We start from the raw sequence: 17,861 nt of genomic DNA, 5'->3' as shown, positions 1-17,861 counted from the left end.
TAGATCGTGAGCGTACGCATCTCTACTTCGCAGTTCTACAACACCACCAGCGCCAACTATCAGCGCAACTTCGCCAGCCTGGACAAGACCCGTCAGGAGGCCAGCGACGGTATCCGCGTGCGCACTGCCGCCGACGATCCGGTCGGTGCCGCGCGCCTGTTACAGCTTGAGCAGCAGCAGAACATGCTCAAGCAGTACAGCGACAACATCGTCAGCGTGCGTAACTCGCTGGGCTCGGCCGAAAGCACGCTGACCTCAATCGGGCATATTCTGCAGCGTGTCAACGAACTGGCGGTGAGTTCGGGTAACGCGGGCATGACCGACGACGACCGTAAATCCAACGCTGCGGAGCTGGAGGCGCTGGAGCAACAGCTGTTCTCGCTGATGAACAGCAAGGATGAGAACGGCAAGTACCTGTTCTCGGGCTCCAAGGGTGACACCCAGCCCTATGTGCGCAACGCTGACGGCACCTACACCTACCAGGGCGACCAGACCCAGCTCAAGCTGCAGGTCGGCGATGCTTTGACCCTGGCGGCCAACGAGACCGGCTACGATGCGTTCGAGCAGGCACTGAACACCAGCCGCAGCGAAACTCAACTGACCTCGCCGGCCACCGATGACGGTCGCGTTAGCCTGTCCAATGGCCAGGTGTCGGGCAGCTCGGTGTACAACGACCGCTTCCGTAGCGGCGAGCCCTACAGCATCGAGTTCACCAGCAGCACGCAGTTCAAGATCACCGATGCCAGCGGCAACGACGTGACCCTGGAAGCCACCCAGGGCGGCAAGTTCGACCCTAACGGCGACAACACCATGATCAGCTTCCGCGGGGTCGACCTGCGTCTGGCTGTCAGTTTCCAGGCGGGCGACGCCGCCGACCCGGATGCGGCCATCGCCGGCCACACCTTCAGCCTGAGCTCCAAGGCCGATCAGATCAGCGGTACCCGTAGCGCCGGCAACAGTTCTTCTGCGCAGATCACTGACGCCACCATCACCGACCAGGCGGCCTACAAGGCAGCGTTCCCGGAAGGTGCGGTGCTCAAGTTCACCAGCGCCACTGATTTCGAGCTGTACGCATCGCCCGTGACCGCCAACAGCCGTCCTGTCACCAGTGGAACTCTGAGTGGCACCACCGCCACGGCCATGGGCGTGGAGTTCGAGCTGTCCGGCGCGCCAGCGGCTGGTGATTCGTTCGGCGTCAAGGTCGATACCCACCAGACCCAGAACATCCTGGACACCATCGGCCAACTGCGCACCGCGCTGAACACGCCTATCGATGGCGACCCGGCGGCCACGCAGAAATTCAAGGCTGCGCTGGATTCGGCTATCGGCAACATCAGCAGTGCCACCAATCAGGTGTCTTCCTCCATCAGCGCCATTGGTGGTCGTGGTCAGGCACTGGACGTGCAGGCCGAAACCAACGAAGCCCTGAGCGGTGAGAATACCAAGACCCAAAGCTCGATTCGCGACAGCGATCCGGCCACCGTCATGCTGCGCCTGCAGATGCAGACCAACATGCTCCAGGCCTCGTTGCAGGCCTATGCCAAGGTGGCGAGTCTGTCGCTGGTCAACTACATCTGACCGCGCCTGACGCGTCGTCAACCATGCGCCGCCACCGTCAGGTGCGGCGCATTTTTTTTGCAAGGTCGTCATCGTGAACGAAAAGCCACTGGTCAGCATCGTCATTCCCGCCTACAACCCTCGATTCTTCGCCATGGCGCTGCAAAGCGCCCTCGGCCAGAGTTACCCCGCGCTGGAAGTGCTGGTATGCGACGACAGCGAGGGCGAGGAGATCGAAGCCATCGTCCGCGCCGTGCAGGATGATCCGCGCCTGCGCTTTGTGCGCAATTCGTCGCGCAAGGGCTTCGTCGGCAACCTGCTGCACGCGGTGGGGCTGGCCCGCGGCGAGCTGGTCAAGGTGCTGTGCGATGACGACCGCCTGTTCCCGCTGTGCGTGGAGCGCCAGGCCGAGGTGCTGCTGGCGCATGAGGAGGTCGGCCTGGTGCTGTCCCAGCGCGTGCTGTGCGACGAGAACAACTACATCCTGCCCATGCGTGTGGCCAATACCCGTTTCGCCGCCGTCGACAGCCTGTTCAAGGGCGAGGACATGCTGGCGTTGCTCGATGGCCGGCCGGTGAATTTTATCGGTAACTTCTCTGCCGCGCTGATGCGTCGCGAACAGGCCCTGGGGTTCTTGCAGGCATTGACCGGTGAAGGCATGACCTTCGTCGCACTGCTCGACCTTGCGCTGTTCGTGTGCCTGATGCGGCGCGCCAACATGGTCATGCTCAGCGAGCCCGGGCTGATCGAGCGCCTGCATCCGCAGCGCCTGAGCAAGCAAGAGGCGGTGGCCCAAGCGCAGGCCCAGGAATGGCGCTGGCTGATGCAAATGCTCGCTGCGCGCAGCGGCGAAGCCGCGCCGGCCAGCGGATGGGTGCGTTATGTGCCGGTGCAGGAGGCCGCCCAGCAGCCGCGCAACTGGCAGGAACTGTGCCTGGTACGCGTCATCAGCAACTGGCAGATGCGCCTGAAAGGCCGCGTGGGCAGCGATTGCGAAAGCTACGCCGAACTCTACGAACATTGGTTGGCGGCGCGACACTTCAGCGATGTGCAGCGCCGCTTGCTGCCGCAGACCGTCGCGGCCTGGCCGCGTCAGCCACGGATCGTCCCGGTGGTGCTGGATAGTGCCGGTGATGCCCAGGCCCTGGCACAGACCCTCGCTAGCCTGGAGGCACAGCTGTACCCGGTGCATGCCTGCGTGGTGCTGGCTGAGCACGTGCCGAGCAGCGACCTCGCGCTGATCCATCAACCGTTGCAGCAGGACTGGTCGCGGCAGGTCAATCAGGTGTTGGTCTCGCTGCCGGAGGCTGACTGGATCTACCTGTTGCGTGCCGGTGATCAGCTGGACGAGGCCGCGCTGCTGCTGCTGGCCGAACGCGCCGCGGTGTTTCCAGGTGTGGCATGCATTTACAGCGACGAAGGCTGCTGGGTGGATGGCAAGCCTGGCGAGCCGGTTTTCAAACCTGATTTCAACCTCGACTTGCTGCGCAGCTATCCCTACGTCGGACGGACCCTGGCATTTGCCCGCGACGCCGTTGTGGACCTTGGCGGTTTTGCCAGTCAGTTCGCCGAGCTGTCACCGCACGATCTGCTCTGGCGCCTGGTCGAGCAGCGTGGACCGCAGGCGGTGGAGCATATCGCCGAAATCCTGGTGCAATCGACCTTCAGTTTCGCCCAGTGGCTGTCGTTGCCAGTGGTCGAGGCGCAGAGCGAGCCGGTGTTGGCGGCGCACTTGGAGCGGCTTGGCGTGGCCCATCGCATCCGCCATGACGACATGCCGCTGCTCAACCGGGTTGACTACCTGCACGAGGGCAGCCCGCTGGTCTCGGTGATCGTCCCGGCGACCGCCGAGCTTGCACGCTTGCACGCCTGCGTGCAGTCGCTGATCGAACATACCCATGGCCATTACGAAGTGTTACTGGTGGCGGACCAGTCCCAGGATCAAGACGTCGAGGCGTGGTTGCAGGCCATGGGCGAGCTGGATGCGCAGATGCTGCGCGTGGTGCGCCTGCCGGGCCAGCAGTCGCGTGAGTCGCTGCTCGATGCGGCGGCCGGCCAAGCGCGCGGCGAGTACTTGCTTTTGCTCGACGCTTCGCTGCAGGTGTTCGATGAGCATTGGCTTCAGGAGCTGTTGCAGCATGCCCGTCGCCCTGAGGTGGCGGTGGTCGGTGCCAAGCTGATCGATGTGCAGGGCCGGGTTGTCGAGGTGGGGCGCGTGCTGGGTGTTTCCAGCGTTGCAGGCCCTGCGTTCGCCGGTGAGGAGCTGCAAGCCCGAGGCTATCTGCAACGCTTGCAGGTGGTGCAGAACTGGAGCGCGGTCGGCGGCGACTGCCTGATGGTGCGTAAGGCTGTGTTCGACGAGTTGGGCGGGCTTGCCGGCCAGGCGTTGGCCCAGGGGCTGGCTGAGCTGGACCTGTGTCTGCGCGCCGGGCGCCTGGGTTATCTGGTGGTGGGCACGCCGTATGCGTTGCTGCTCAAGGCTGGCGCGACCGCGCCGGGCACGCCGCTTGACCCGGAGCAGGCGCTGGAGCAGCAGCAGGCGTTCTGCGAGCGCTGGTTGAGCAAGGTGGTGCGCGATCCGGCCTATAACCCAAGTCTTAGCTTGGCCACCGCCGACTTCAGCCTCGAACCGAGCCTACGCGGCAGCTGGAACCCGCTGTGCGCGCGGGCGCTGCCGTCCGTGCTGGGTTTGCCGGTCAACGATACCGCTGTAGGCCACTATCGGGTCAGTCAGCCGTTCCAACAATTGGAGGCAGCCGGTCGGGTGGTCGGGCGCATCGCCTATGAGTCGCCCAGCGTCGTGCAGTTGGCGCGCATGGACCCTGACGTGATCATCCTGCAACTGCGCCATGCCGATGACTCGGTGCGTGACATTGAGCGCATCGCGCGTTTCTCCAATGCCCGCCGGGTCTACGAGATTGACGACTATGTGCTCAGCGCGCCGAAGAAGAATACCCACGCCCGTAACAAGCCAGCCGATATCGAGCAGCACCTGCGCCGCGGCATTGGCCTGTGCGACCGGGTGGTGGTAACCACCCAGGCGCTGGCCAACGCCCTGGCCGACATGCATCGCGATATCCGCGTGGTGCCCAACATGCTCGCGCCGCACCTGTGGACCAACCTGCCGCCGAGCCGCCGTGGCAGCTCCAGCAAGCCGCGTGTGGGCTGGGGTGGCGGCACCAGCCACAGCGGCGACCTGGAGATCATTGCCGAGGTGGTGCGCGAGCTGGCGAACGAGGTGGAGTGGGTGTTCTTCGGCATGTGCCCAGAGGCGCTCAAGCCGTATATCCACGAGTACCACCCGGGCGTGCCGCTGCAGGCGTATCCGGCCAAGCTTGCCAGCCTCAACTTGGACCTGGCCCTGGCACCGTTGGAATTCCATATCTTCAACGACTGCAAGAGCAACCTGCGCCTGTTGGAGTACGGCGCCTGCGGCTACCCGACCATCTGCACCGATACCGAAGCCTATCGCGGCTACTTGCCGTGTACTCGGGTATACAGCAACAGCACTGAGGAATGGTTGAAGGCGATCCGCATGCACTTGAGCGACCCGGCAGCCAGCTACCGCATGGGGGATGAGTTGCGCGAGGCGGTGATGCGCGACTTCGTGCTGCGCGACGACAACCTGCGGCACTGGGAGTGGGGGTGGTTGGCGGACTGACCGTCGCTGCCAGGATTGGGGCTGCTGTGTAGCCCATCGCCAATCCTTGTCCATTGGGGGCCTGCTGCGGCCCCCTTTTCATGTCCAGTGAATCTTGGCGCAGTTCCTGCAATAACCCTGGCTATCGCCATAAATCCTTCACCCTGGGGGTCCGGGGGGCGCGAAGCACATGAGGAAAACGATGAAGGCAGTCATTCTGGCGGGTGGACTCGGCACGCGGATCAGCGAAGAGTCGCACCTCAAGCCCAAACCGATGATCGAAATCGGTGGCAAGCCAATTCTTTGGCACATCATGAAGCAGTACTCGGCCCACGGCATCCACGACTTCGTGATCTGCCTCGGTTACAAGGGCTACGCGATCAAGGATTTCTTCGCCAATTACTTCCTGCATACCTCCGATGTCACCTTCGACATGTGCAACAACCGCATGGACGTCCACCAGAACTACAGCGAGCCGTGGCGCGTGACCCTGGTAGACACCGGCGAGGAAACCATGACCGGTGGCCGCCTGCGACGTGTGTCGCGCTACCTCGAAGGCGAAGAGGCATTCTGTTTCACCTACGGCGACGGCGTCTCGGACCTGAACATCGGCGCGCTGGTGGACTTCCATCGCCGCCACGGCAAGCTGGCCACGGTCACCGCCGTGCAGCCGCCGGGGCGCTATGGCGCGTTGCAGCGTGACGGCGATCAGGTCCTGGGTTTCAGTGAAAAGCCCCGTGGTGATGGTGGGTGGATCAACGGCGGCTTCTTCGTTTTATCGCCCAGGGTAATTCCTTATATCGCCGACGATGCCACCCCATGGGAGTCCGAGCCATTGACCAACCTGGCCCGCGAGGGGCAGTTGATGTCGTTCGAGCATGACGGCTTCTGGCACCCGATGGACACCCTGCGCGACAAGAACCACCTCGAGCACCTTTGGAGCAGCGGGGAGGCACCATGGAAGCAGTGGGCCTGAACCCCGCGTTCTGGCAGGGCAAGCGCGTCCTGGTCACTGGCCATACCGGCTTCAAGGGCAGCTGGCTGGTCCTCTGGTTGCAGCGCCTGGGCGCCCAAGTGACCGGCTTTGCCCTGGACCCGGCCACCGAGCCGAACTTGTTCGAGCTGGCCCGTGCCGGAGAAGGCATCGATGATCGGCGTGGCGATGTGCGTGACCTGGGCGTGCTGCTGGAACTGATGGCCGAAGTCGAGCCTGAAATCGTCCTGCACCTGGCCGCGCAGCCGCTGGTTCGTGAAGGCTACCGCGACCCTCTGGGCACATATTCGACCAACGTCATGGGCACCCTCAACCTGCTGGAGGCCATGCGTCAGGTAGGTGGCGTGCGCGCCTGTGTGGTGGTCACGACCGACAAGGTCTATGCCAACCAGGAGTGGTCCTGGCCGTACCGTGAGAATGAAGCCTTGGGCGGGCACGATCCCTACAGCAGCAGCAAAGCCTGCTGCGAGATCCTGACGCAGTCCTACAGCGCGTCGTTCTTCCCCCCCGAGCGCCACGCCGAGCACGGCCTGAGCCTGGCCACGGCGCGTGCCGGCAACGTGCTGGGCGGCGGCGATTTCTCTCCCGAGCGACTGATCCCCGATGTGCTGAAGGCCTGGAGCGAGGGCGAGCAAGTGACTCTGCGCATGCCCCACGCTGTTCGCCCTTGGCAGCATGCGCTGGAGCCGCTGGCCGGCTACCTGCAACTGGCCGCCGCGCTTTACGAGCATGGCCAGCGCTTTGCCGGGGCGTGGAACTTCGGGCCGAGCGATGAGGACATGTGCAGCGTTGGAGATGTGGTCGAGTTGATGGCCGCGCAGTGGCCGCAGGCGCCGGGCATCGTCGTGCAGCAGAGCGACATGCATGAGGCCGGTCTGTTGCGTCTGGACAGCTCCCGGGCCCGGAAACTGTTGGCCTGGCGCCCGCGTTGGTCGTTGCACGAATGCCTCGGCCAGACCCTGGGATGGCATCTTGCTTGGCGCAAGGGCGTGGACATGCGCGCGGTCAGCCTGACTCAGCTTAGCCAATACGAGGAGTCGCTATGAGCCAGTACCTTGAGCGGCCACGGCCCTGTGTAAGGAATCTCAATGAATGATTTTGATGTGCACGCGCTCCCTCTGGAGGGGCTGTGTCTGATTCAGCAGAAAGTCTTTACCGATCATCGCGGGCGCTTTGCCCGGTTGTTCTGCCAATCGCGCCTGCAGGTACAAGGCAAGCGCTTTGACATTCGCCAGATCAACCACTCACATACGCTCGGCAAAGGCAGTGTGCGCGGCCTGCATTTTCAGTATGCCCCGCATGCCGAAAGCAAACTCATTACCTGCCTTGCCGGCGCGATCTGGGATGTGGCGGTTGACCTGCGGATCGATTCGCCCACGTATCTGCAGTGGCATGCCGAAGAGCTGGCGGCCGGCGATGGCCGCAGCCTGTTGATCCCAGCCGGGTTCGCGCACGGGTTTCAGGTGTTGAGCGAAGAGGCGACCATTCTCTATTGCTCCGATGCCGACTACAGCCCTGCCCACGAATCGGGTATTGGGCCGGAGGATACAGCGCTGGCCATCGCTTGGCCGCTGCCAGTGACCAATCTGTCTGCCCGGGATGCCGCACATCCGCCGATTGACGCAGGTTTTAGCGGGGTGCGCTTGTGAGTTGCCTGCCGGCCAAGGTGCTGGTGACCGGTGCCACGGGGTTCGTTGGCCAACATTTGGTGGCTGCGCTGTTGGCCGCTGGCGTGCAGGTGCGTGCGGTTGCCCGTTCGTCCGAGCGCGCGCGCGTGCTGCCCTGGTTCGACCAGGTGGAGTTCGTAGCGGCGGATATCCACGATCAAGCCCTGGACGTGCAGGCTTTGACCGATAGCGTCGACGCGCTCGCCCACCTGGCGTGGTCAGGGCTGCCGAACTATCAGCAGGCCTTTCATTACGAGGTCAACCTGCCGGCGGACTTACAGTTCATCAAGCGCGTGGTCGCCGCCGGGGTGGGGCAGGTGATGGTTACCGGGACCTGCTTCGAATATGGCCTGCGCAATGGACCGCAGAGTGAAACCGATGCTGCTCAGCCGGCTACTGCCTATGGGCTGGCGAAGAATGCCTTGCGTCTGTTCCTTGAGCACATGCGTCAACAAACACCTTTCACGCTGCAGTGGGTGCGGCTGTTCTACCTGTATGGCCCTGGGCAAGCGGCCAATAGCCTGCTGGCTAGCCTAGACCGGGCAATCGACCAAGGGCATGCGCAGTTCCCCATGTCTGCCGGGGAGCAGTTGCGTGACTACCTGCCCATTGAGCAGGTTGCCGCGCATCTACTGGCCATCCTTGGCAGGCGCGAATTTTCCGGTGTGGTCAATTGTTGCAGCGGCGAGCCGATATCGGTTCGGTCGCTGGTCGAACAGCACCTCGCACGGCGCAACAGCCGCATGGCGCTGCAGCTAGGTCATTACCCGTATTCTGCCCACGAACCGATGGCGTTCTGGGGCGATCCGCAGCGGCTGCGGCAACTGACAGGAGAGCAGCATGGCGCGTGAACTGTATCGGGCCGCGGGGCTGCCGGTCTTGCAGAACCGCACATTCGCAACCGCCCAGCAGGCCCGCGCGTGTGGCGCGGCGGACGTGCTGCTGGTGCAGGATGAGGTCAGTGGCCTGGTGTTCAACCAGGTCTTCGATCCCAGCAAGCTGGTGTACGACGCCGACTACCAGAACGAGCAGGCCCATTCGCCGCACTTTCAGCGTCATCTGGAGGCTGTCGAAGGCATTCTGGCCCGTCACTTCAGAGGCACGAGTCTGGTGGAGGTTGGCTGCGGCAAGGGTTATTTCCTGCAGATGTTGCGTGAGCGCGGCTATGCCGTGAAAGGCGTTGATCCGTCCTATGAAGGGCAGAGCGATGATGTGGTCTGCGCACCCTTTACTCGCGAGCTGGGTATCCAGGCCGACGGTGTGATTCTGCGCCACGTGCTCGAACACATTCAGGACCCCTGTGCATTTCTTGGCGAAATCGCCGAGGCCAATGAGGGTGGGTTGATCTACATCGAGGTGCCGTGTTTCGACTGGATCATTGAGCGCTGCGCCTGGTTCGATGTGTTCTACGAGCACGTCAACTATTTCCGCCTGGACGACTTTACCCGCATGTTCGGCCGCGTTGTCGAGAGCGGACATCTGTTTGGCGGTCAGTACCTGTATGTCGTTGCTGACCTTGCGAGCCTGCGGGCGCCGCGTCAGGCATTCGCCCCGCTGTCGCTGCCAACGGCCTTCAAGGCCGGCGCCGACATTGCCGCGCGTGCCCTGTTGGCCCAGCCTGAGCGGCGTGTCGCCCTTTGGGGGGCGTCTTCCAAGGGCGTGATCTACTCGCTGTTCCTGCTGCGTGCCGGTGTGCCCATCGATTGCGTGGTCGATATCAACCCAGACAAACAAGGTCGTTTTCTTCCGCTGAGCGGGCAGTTGGTGTCATCGCCTGAGCAGCTACTCCAGACACTGCCTGCCGGGGCGCTGATCCTGGTAATGAACTCCAACTATCTGGACGAAATTCGTCATATGACCGGTGGCCGGTATACCTATCTGGCCGTAGATGGCGTCACGGCCTCCTGAACTTCAAGGAATTTCACATGCAAGACAATCATCCCAACGCCATATTCGCCCGTGAGTGCGAGGCCGAAATCAGCGCTCAGGCAGCGGATCAGAAAGTCCAGGGCCTGGCTCGCGATTTCTTCAACGAGTCGGCCAGGCACAAGTACAGCTACCACTTCTCGTGGATGGGGCGGCCGATCATCCAACTGCCTCAGGACATGATCGCCATGCAGGAGCTGGTGTGGCGCATCAAGCCGGACCTGATCATCGAATGCGGTATCGCCCACGGCGGCTCGATCATCTACTACGCGTCGCTGCTGCAGTTGGTGGGTCATGGTCAGGTGCTGGGCATCGACGTCGACATCCGACCGCACAACCGCCAGGCCATCGAAGAGCACCCCATGGCCCACCGTATCAGCATGTTGGAAGGCTCCAGCGTCGCGCCGGAAATGGTTGCCGAGGTGGCACGCATCGCTGCGGGTAAAAAAGTCATCGTGGTGCTGGACTCCAACCACACCCATGATCATGTCTTGCAGGAGCTGCGTGCCTATGCGCCGCTGGTGTCGGTCGACAGTTACTGCGTGGTGATGGATACCGTGGTCGAAGACATGCCGGCCGACTTCTTCCCGGATCGGCCATGGGGCCATGGCGACAATCCGAAAACCGCCGTGTGGCAGTACCTGAAAGAAAACGGTGACTTTGAAATCGATCGCCCGCTGCAGGACAAGCTTTTGCTGACCGTCGCGCCGGATGGCTATCTGCGCCGAGTGCGCTGATCAATATCGTGGATCTCAAGCAGGAACGCCTTATGCCGTATCAGCAAAACCCGTGCATCGACAGCTCGCTGCGCGAGCGCTTCACTGTCGTGGTTATTACCCATAATCGCCCGGCGTTTCTGCGTCGGACCTTGCACTACTATCGGAATTTCCCCGCCAGCATCCTGGTGCTCGACTCCTCCGCCCAGAGCAATGCCGCCCTGCTGGATGACTACCCAAACGTTGACTACCGGCACCTGCCGCAGTTCACCTACAAGGGCTTGCAGGACAAGGTCAGCTACGGGGTCAATGAAGTCCGCACGCCCTACATGACCTTCGCTGCTGATGACGACTTCCTGCTGCACGAGGGCATGGTGAGATCCCTCGAGTTCCTGGAGCAGCATCCCGATTACGGCATGTGCCATGGCTACGGCATGATGTACGTCGGGCGCGGTACCCGGGTGGACTTCTATCGGCGTGACAAGCGCGTGCAGGAAGACTACTGCGCTGAGCCGGGGCAGCGCCTGATCGAGTTCATGGGGCAGTTCCTGCCGCCATTTTATGCAGTCACCCGCACCGCGTTGCTGCAGCAGTGGTATGCCTTGCTGCCGCCGGGTACTAATTTCGAATGGCAGGAGATCGGTCATACCTTCTACCTGCTAGCCAACGCCAAGGCGCGGATTCTGCCGATCCCTTACGCAGTGCGCGAGATCAACTATGGTGCCTCGGAGCACAGCACCAACGTGCTGACCGTGCTGGCGCTGCAGGACGAGCAGTCGCAGCGTGGGCGCGAAGCCTTCGCCGAATTCCTCGCCTCCATCCCAACCGCGTTGAGCGGGCAGGGGGCAGAGGCAGTCAAGCGTATTGCCTTGGACAGTTTCAAGGCTATGGCTGAGGGCCTGCTCACGGGGCGTGCGCTACAGGGCTGCTTGATCGTTCGCTCGTACTGGTCACAGCCCAAGGCCGAGCCGGAGCGGATTTTCGGCGAGCGGCAGTTCGTCGAGATGCCGTTCTACAACCAGCCTACCTTCGACCTGCTGGCTGAATGCGAATTCCTGATTCACACCATGCCGGCCGGTCGCCAGCAATTGCTGGAGCTTGAACCGATCCTGCTGCGTCAGTCGCAGTTGCTGCAAGTGCAGGCCAACGATGATGCGCGGACCCGCCGCAGCCGCTTGTGGGAAGCGCTGACGCTGAGCCCGTTCAACCGCGTCGTGGTCCAGCAGTTGCTGGCGTCGTTGGAAGAGGCCGGCGAAGACAGCGAAGCGGCGTCGCTGCGCGCGTGGCTGGGCAAGCTCGACAGCGTGCCGTGCTTTGACAGCCAGGCGCTGCTCGACAGCTTGCCATCGGGGCGTCTGTTGAACTGGCTGAAGGCCCGCGAACCGAGCGCCGAGCAGGCGCGCAGTGCGGCTCAGCACCTGGCGCAGCATCAGGGGGGGCCGAGCTTCGGCATCCTGCTGCTGGACCTGGACGCTGACATGGCCAAGTTGCAGGCGACCTTCGACAGCCTGATGAACGGCCACTGCCGTGCCTTCAAGGTGGTGGTGCTGACTACCGGCGAGCTGCCGGCGGTCACCCATGCGCAGCAGACCGTGCACTTCGTCAAGGTCAGCACGCAGGACTACGTTCAGCGCCTGAATGAAGCCGCCCGCGAGCTGGGCACCGACTGGCTGCTGCTGGCCGAAAGTGGTGATCGCTTCACCGTCGGTGGTTTGTTGCGCGCCGGTCTTGAGTTGTTGAATGTCGACGGTGTGCGTGCCGTGGCCATGGATGAGCTGCACAGCCAGACCGATGGTTCGCTGCGCGAAGTGCTGCGCCCGGGCGTCAACCTCGACCTGCTGCAAAGCGTGCCGGGGTTGATGGCGCGCCACTGGCTGGTGCGCCGAGACCTGTGGCTGGCCTGTGGCGGCTTCGATGCGCAGTATCCCCAGGCACTGGAGTTCGACCTGCTGCTGCGCCTGATCGGCGAAGGTGGCATGGCCGGCCTTGCGCACCTCGCCGAGCCGCTGCTGATCTGCACGGCACCTGGCACCGACGAGCATGACCAGCAGCGCAGTGTGCTGGCCCACCACATCAAGCAGCGTGGCTACGCCGCAGCGATCGGCATGAACCATCCGGGCGTGCTACAGGTCGACTATCGCCACGAGGCGCGTCCGCTGGTTTCGATCGTCTTGCATTGCCAGGACAATTTCGACGAGCTACAGGCGTGCCTGGTCAGCGTGCTGCAGCGTACCCGCTACCAGAATCACGAGATCCTGATCGCCGACAACGCCAGCCAGAGCGCCGCGCTGCGCGACTGGTTGGGAAGCCTGGCAGCCGCTGGCAGCCGGGTGCGGGTGATTCGCAGCGAGCAGGCGCTGGCTCCGGCGGCCATGCTCAACCTGGCTTGCCGTGAGGCGCGCGGCGAGTACCTGGTACTGCTCGACAGTTCTGCCGAAGTGCTCAACGCCAACTGGCTTGAAAGTCTGCTCAACCAGGCCCTGCGTCCGGAAGTCGGGGTGGTGGGCGGCAAGCTGCTGGGCGCCGATGGCAAGGTGGTGGAGGCCGGCCTGGTGCTGGCAGGTCAGGCGGGTGTGCGTGCAGCGTTCGCCGGAGAGGCCAAGGACGCGGCGGGTTATCTGCAGCGCTTGCAGGCCGAACACAATGTCTCGGCGGTGTCTGGGTGTGTGATGGTGCGCGCCGAGCTGCTGCGGGCGGCGGGTGGTCTGGATGAACAGGCCACGGACGTGCGCGCCGCGCAGGTCGATCTGTGTCTACAGGCCGCCGCTTCCGGCCTGCTGGTGGTGTTGACGCCACAGGCTCAGGCGGTGCGACACGCGGCCGTCAACGACGATGCGTTGGCCTGTCCGGTGCTGCGCCAGCGTTGGGCTCAGGCCCTGGCGCAAGACCCTTGCCACAACGCCAGCCATCGGCATGACGGCCAGTTGTTCAGCCTCGACCTCGAGGCTCGAGTGCAGTGGCAGGCGCTGATCGGCTGACGCCGAGCTGGCAGTTGCATGGAGCCCTGGTCGTCGAGTGACGGCCAGGGCTTTTTCATTTGTCGGTACGGTCAGCCAAGCCCTTGTGTCGATTCGACAAAAAGAGCGTGACCTGAGAGTCATAACGCGCATCTTCACTGTATATTGTCGAAACCGGGAACCGCTGCGTCGCACCCGGACAAGCCGTCAGGGATAGGGCCGCCCCCATCGCCTGGCGTTTTTCTGTTGAAGGCGCGCGGGTATTTCGCTGTTACTGAATTGGGAAGCCATATGATTGGCATTAAAAGCATCGCCAGTTACGTGCCAACTGAAGGCGTGGACAACTACGCCCAGGGCGCGAAATTCGGCAAGGATCAGGATTTCATCTTTGGCAAGATCGGTTCGACCTTCTTGCCGCGCAAGGAAGCTGGCCAGGAAACCTCCGACCTGTGCGTCGAGGCTGCCAAGAACCTGTTCGCTGCCAACCCTTCGCTGGATCCTGCAGCCATTGATGTCGTGATCGTCGTCACCCAGAACGGCGACGCCGAAGGCCTGCCGCACACCGCGGCCATCGTCCAGCACAAGCTGGGCCTGCCGACTGCGATTGCTGCCTTCGATATCTCGCTGGGCTGCTCGGGCTATGTCTATGGCTTGTACGCGATGAAGGGCTTCATGGAAGCAGCGGGCCTGAAGAACGGACTGCTGCTTACCGCTGATCCATATTCGAAGATCGTCGACCCGGAAGATCGCAATACCACCATGCTGTTCGGTGATGCCGCCACCGCCACCTGGATGGGCGAGGGTGCTGCCTGGCAACTGGGCAAGTCGTTGTTCGGCAGCGACGGTGCCGGTGCCGAGCATCTGCGCACCACCGACGGCAAGTTCTTCATGAACGGCCGCCAGGTCTACAACTTCGCCTTGGTGAAGGTGCCGGCGCACCTTCAGCAGTTGCTCGAAGCCAGTGAGCTTAAGGCGGGCGACATCGACTTGTACTGCCTGCACCAGGGCAGCGCGGCGATCGTCGATGCGGTGTCCCAGCGTTTCGACGAGGGCGAGTACAAGCACAAGTTCGTCAAGGACATGGTCGAGACCGGCAACACCGTGTCGTCGAGCATCCCGTTGCTGCTGGAAAAGCATGTGATTGGCTCGCAGCACCAGCGCGTTGCGTTGAGCGGCTTCGGCGTGGGCTTGTCGTGGGGCTCTGCGATCATCGAGCGCCGCGACTGACCGTTGTTTGCCATCGCAAGACGCCGCCGCTTCAGGCGGCGTTTTTGTTTCTGCTGCATCAAAGGGCGCGCCTGTAATCTGGCGTCAAGTCCTTGATTTCATTGGGCTGGCAGGATGCCAGTAATTTTTTTCGAAAATCCGCTAAAGCAACCCGCCCTGACGACGATAACTATTACGAAGGTTCTCTGTGCCACACCCGGCGAATGCCAGGGCCGGAAGCCGTAGTACCCATATCACGAGGAATTCGTCATGGCTTTGACCGTAAACACCAACACCACCTCCCTGGGCGTTCAGAAGAACCTGAACCGTGCTACCGATGCCCTGAGCACCTCGATGTCCCGTCTGTCCTCCGGCCTGAAAATCAACAGCGCCAAAGACGACGCCGCCGGCCTGCAGATCGCTACCCGCATGACCTCGCAGATCCGCGGTCAGACCATGGCGATCAAAAACGCCAACGACGGTATCTCCATCGCACAGACCGCTGAAGGCGCGATGCAAGAGCAGACCAACATCCTGCAGCGTATGCGTGAACTGGCCGTCCAGTCGCGTAACGACTCCAACAGCACCGAAGACCGCATAGCTCTGAACAAAGAGTTCGCCCAGATGTCCGACGAGCTGACCCGTATCGCCAACTCGACTCAGCTCAACGGCAAAAACCTGCTGGACGGTTCGGCTGGCAAGATGACCTTCCAGGTCGGTTCGAACTCCGGTGCTGACAACCAGATCTCCATCACTCTGGACAGCGGCTTCGACGCTGCTACCCTGAGCGTTGACTCGGCTACCATCGCGATCACCGGTTCGACTTCCGACGAAGCCGAAGCCAGCATGAACGCTGCTCTGGACGCCATCGACGCCGCTCTGCAGACCATCAACACCACTCGTGCTGACCTGGGTGCTTCGCAGAACCGTCTGACCAGCACCATCAACAACCTGCAGAACATCAACGAAAACGCCGAAGCTGCCCGTGGCCGTGTACAGGACACCGACTTCGCCGCTGAAACTGCCCAGCTGACCAAGCAGCAGACTCTGCAGCAAGCTTCGACTTCGGTTCTGGCCCAGGCCAACCAGCTGCCATCCGCCGTACTGAAACTGCTTCAGTAATCGCTGATGGTAACCGGCGGGGGAGTGCATAATAGGGCACTTCCCCGCCTTTTCGTTGCGAGGTGGTAGAAATGGACATGAGCGTCAAGCTGAATCTGTCCTACCCGGCCGCTCGTCCGGCCGAGCAGGTAGGCGAGAAGCCGGCTGCCCAGTCGGTACAAAACAACCATGGCAGTGATTCGCTGGAACCTACGGCAATCAGCGCTGCCGATAGTGCAAACGATATCGAAAAGGTCAAAAGCGCCGTATCGGATATCGAAAAATTTCTCAGTACGACACGACGCAGCCTGGAATTCTCCACGGACGAAGAATCCGGCAAGATCGTGGTCAAGGTCATCGCCAGCGAGACCGGTGAGCTGGTTCGTCAGTTGCCCTCCGAAGAGGCACTGCGAATCGCCAACAGCCTCAGCGATGTCAACAGTATTCTGTTCGATGCCAAGGTCTGACCTGGCAGCGAGCATCCTGAAGTAATTCATGTCGGCCCGGCAGGAGCGGGGAAGGCGCGTAAATCAAGAGGGACACAGCATGGCAACCATTACTTCCTCCGTTGGTATCGGTTCGGGTCTTGAGATCGGTACGATCGTCCAGACCCTGGTAAACGCTGATACGGCGGCCAAGAAGGCCCAGATCGCTCGCCAGACCAGCAATAACTCGGCAATGATCTCGGGTATCGGTGCGCTGCGCAGTGCCCTCACTGCATTCACCACCTCCATGGGCAAGCTCAACGACAGCACTTCGCCGGCGTTCAACGCCTATGCGGCTACGTCGGCCAACGAGGGTGTGATCAAGGTCACGGCCAGCAACAAGGCGGTGGCCGGCAGCTACAGCATTGCCGTGGAAGCCCTGGCAACCAGCTCAAAGGTTGCCAGCCAGAGCTTCGCCAGCAGCACCACGGCGATCAGTGAAGGCGACATGGTCATCGGTGTGGGCACTGGCACCAGCTATACCGTCAAGGTGGGCGCGGGTGCCACGCTCGAATCGGTGCGTGACCAGATCAACAAGGAGCTGGGTGCCAGCGGTATCTCTGCCAACATCGTCAACGGCAAGGATGGTTCGCGCCTGGTGTTGAGCTCCAGCACCACCGGTGCCGGTAACGACATCTCCGTGACCGGTGATATCGCCGAACTGCAGATCGATGGCACCCAGTCGATGAGCCAAAACGCCAATGGCGCTGGTTTCATCGAGGCGGCGGCTCAGGATGCCAAGCTGACCATCGATGGTCTGGTGGTGACCAGCTCCACCAACAAGGTGGCCGATGCAGTCAGCGGCCTGACCCTTGAGCTCACCGGTGTCAGCGCCTCCAGTGGCAACGCCTTCACTAGCACCAAGGTCACCGTGGCCACCAACAACGACGGCCTGAAAACCTCCATTCAGAGCTTCGTTGACGCCTACAACACCCTGCAGAAAGCCATCACTTCGCTGACCTCCACCTCTGAGGATGCAGATGGCAACATCGTGTTGGGTTCGCTGACCAACGACCCGACCACACGCTCCCTGTTGGGTGATGTCCGCAAGGTGCTGAGCGAAGTCGGTTCGGGTGATCGCCTGACCAGCCTCAGCCAGCTGGGTATCAACACCACCAAGGACGGCACCCTCGAGTTCAACAGCACCAAGTTCACCGCGGCGATGAACGACAAAAAGCTGGGTAATGAGGTGCAGGAGCTGTTCACCGGTGACAACGGCATCATTGCCCGCATGAACAAGGCAATCGACCCGTACAACAAGACCGACGGTAGTCTGGCTACGCGTAAGTCTGGTCTGGATAAAATCGCCAAGAACCTCAGTGATCAGCAGGACGCGCTGGACCGTCGTATCGACGCGTTGACCACCTCGTTGACCAAGCAATACGCGACCTTGGACGCCAACCTGGGCAAGATGAAGGCCCAGGCCTCGCAGATCACCGCGATCTTCGAAGCGCTCAACGCCCAGGCGAAGAACTCCTGATACGCTGATGGCGCCAAAAGCCCGGCGACGCCAACCTGGTGTCCCGGGCTTTTTGTTTTTCCCCTAAAGTTTTTTGACGTGTCGGCGATACACTGGCTATAGGCAACTTTTTTCGCTGCAACGAGGTAGATT

At 62.2% G+C, this 17,861-nt stretch carries 13 protein-coding genes; all 13 read left to right on the top strand.

Annotated elements, in window-relative coordinates:
• Nucleotides 1–6: 6 nt before the first annotated feature.
• The 13 genes from FEM01_RS05060 (at nucleotide 7) to fliD (ending at nucleotide 17,729) form a co-directional block, all read left to right on the top strand.
• Entirely contained in the window at nucleotides 7–1,578 is a 1,572-nt protein-coding gene (locus FEM01_RS05060; protein WP_138218213.1) for a flagellar hook-associated protein 3, read from the top strand.
• Between the two features lie 73 nt (nucleotides 1,579–1,651).
• Nucleotides 1,652–5,218: a glycosyltransferase gene (locus FEM01_RS05055; RefSeq protein ID WP_138218212.1), complete on the top strand. Its 3,567-nt coding sequence runs from the start codon at nucleotides 1,652–1,654 to the stop codon at nucleotides 5,216–5,218.
• Nucleotides 5,219–5,399: 181 nt separating this feature from the next.
• The gene (gene rfbF, locus FEM01_RS05050; RefSeq protein ID WP_138218211.1) at nucleotides 5,400–6,173 is read left to right on the top strand and encodes a glucose-1-phosphate cytidylyltransferase; all 774 of its coding nucleotides are present in this window, start codon (nucleotides 5,400–5,402) and stop codon (nucleotides 6,171–6,173) included.
• The gene (gene rfbG / locus FEM01_RS05045) at nucleotides 6,155–7,237 is read left to right on the top strand and encodes a CDP-glucose 4,6-dehydratase (protein WP_138218210.1); all 1,083 of its coding nucleotides are present in this window, start codon (nucleotides 6,155–6,157) and stop codon (nucleotides 7,235–7,237) included. Before rfbF ends, rfbG begins: the two co-directional genes overlap by 19 nt.
• A 42-nt stretch (nucleotides 7,238–7,279) precedes the next feature.
• On the top strand, nucleotides 7,280–7,840 hold the full coding sequence (gene rfbC / locus FEM01_RS05040) for a dTDP-4-dehydrorhamnose 3,5-epimerase (RefSeq protein WP_138218209.1): 561 nt from the start codon (nucleotides 7,280–7,282) through the stop codon (nucleotides 7,838–7,840).
• Complete coding sequence (locus tag FEM01_RS05035; RefSeq protein WP_240791729.1) at nucleotides 7,837–8,709, top strand: NAD-dependent epimerase/dehydratase family protein; 873 nt, start codon at nucleotides 7,837–7,839, stop codon at nucleotides 8,707–8,709. Before rfbC ends, FEM01_RS05035 begins: the two co-directional genes overlap by 4 nt.
• Complete coding sequence (locus FEM01_RS05030; RefSeq protein WP_138218208.1) at nucleotides 8,699–9,766, top strand: class I SAM-dependent methyltransferase; 1,068 nt, start codon at nucleotides 8,699–8,701, stop codon at nucleotides 9,764–9,766. The genes FEM01_RS05035 and FEM01_RS05030 overlap by 11 nt, the downstream gene beginning before the upstream one ends.
• Nucleotides 9,767–9,783: 17 nt before the next feature.
• Nucleotides 9,784–10,521, top strand: a complete 738-nt coding sequence (locus tag FEM01_RS05025) for a cephalosporin hydroxylase family protein (RefSeq protein WP_138218207.1) — start codon at nucleotides 9,784–9,786, stop codon at nucleotides 10,519–10,521.
• A 32-nt stretch (nucleotides 10,522–10,553) separates the two neighbouring features.
• Nucleotides 10,554–13,478 (top strand): TIGR00180 family glycosyltransferase, encoded by a 2,925-nt coding sequence (locus FEM01_RS05020; protein ID WP_138218206.1) that lies wholly within the window; start codon nucleotides 10,554–10,556, stop codon nucleotides 13,476–13,478.
• A 270-nt stretch (nucleotides 13,479–13,748) separates the two neighbouring features.
• Nucleotides 13,749–14,684, top strand: coding sequence for a ketoacyl-ACP synthase III (locus tag FEM01_RS05015; protein ID WP_138218205.1), 936 nt, complete (start codon nucleotides 13,749–13,751; stop codon nucleotides 14,682–14,684).
• A 249-nt stretch (nucleotides 14,685–14,933) separates the two neighbouring features.
• On the top strand, nucleotides 14,934–15,785 hold the full coding sequence (locus FEM01_RS05010) for a flagellin domain-containing protein (RefSeq protein ID WP_138218204.1): 852 nt from the start codon (nucleotides 14,934–14,936) through the stop codon (nucleotides 15,783–15,785).
• A gap of 71 nt (nucleotides 15,786–15,856) precedes the next feature.
• A complete protein-coding gene (locus FEM01_RS05005; RefSeq protein ID WP_138218203.1) occupies nucleotides 15,857–16,231 on the top strand; it encodes a flagellar protein FlaG in 375 nt (124 codons plus the stop codon).
• 79 nt (nucleotides 16,232–16,310) lie between these two features.
• Nucleotides 16,311–17,729, top strand: coding sequence for a flagellar filament capping protein FliD (gene fliD, locus FEM01_RS05000; RefSeq protein WP_138218202.1), 1,419 nt, complete (start codon nucleotides 16,311–16,313; stop codon nucleotides 17,727–17,729).
• The last annotated feature ends 132 nt before the right edge of the window (nucleotides 17,730–17,861 follow it).

Origin of the sequence: Pseudomonas mosselii (assembly GCF_005796105.1) — a bacterium.
GTDB classification, from domain to species: Bacteria; Pseudomonadota; Gammaproteobacteria; order Pseudomonadales; family Pseudomonadaceae; genus Aquipseudomonas; species Aquipseudomonas mosselii_C.
The sequence above is the reverse complement of the archived record's forward strand: the minus strand, read 5'-3'. Positions and strand labels throughout refer to the sequence as shown.

Coding starts and splice junctions, on each gene's coding strand:
- rfbF (WP_138218211.1), top strand. CDS start 5,400: ATGAAGGCAGTCATTCTGGCGGGTGGACTCGGCACGCGGATCAGCGAA.
- rfbG (WP_138218210.1), top strand. CDS start 6,155: ATGGAAGCAGTGGGCCTGAACCCCGCGTTCTGGCAGGGCAAGCGCGTC.
- rfbC (WP_138218209.1), top strand. CDS start 7,280: ATGAATGATTTTGATGTGCACGCGCTCCCTCTGGAGGGGCTGTGTCTG.
- FEM01_RS05030 (WP_138218208.1), top strand. CDS start 8,699: ATGGCGCGTGAACTGTATCGGGCCGCGGGGCTGCCGGTCTTGCAGAAC.
- FEM01_RS05025 (WP_138218207.1), top strand. CDS start 9,784: ATGCAAGACAATCATCCCAACGCCATATTCGCCCGTGAGTGCGAGGCC.
- FEM01_RS05020 (WP_138218206.1), top strand. CDS start 10,554: ATGCCGTATCAGCAAAACCCGTGCATCGACAGCTCGCTGCGCGAGCGC.
- FEM01_RS05015 (WP_138218205.1), top strand. CDS start 13,749: ATGATTGGCATTAAAAGCATCGCCAGTTACGTGCCAACTGAAGGCGTG.
- FEM01_RS05010 (WP_138218204.1), top strand. CDS start 14,934: ATGGCTTTGACCGTAAACACCAACACCACCTCCCTGGGCGTTCAGAAG.
- FEM01_RS05005 (WP_138218203.1), top strand. CDS start 15,857: ATGGACATGAGCGTCAAGCTGAATCTGTCCTACCCGGCCGCTCGTCCG.
- fliD (WP_138218202.1), top strand. CDS start 16,311: ATGGCAACCATTACTTCCTCCGTTGGTATCGGTTCGGGTCTTGAGATC.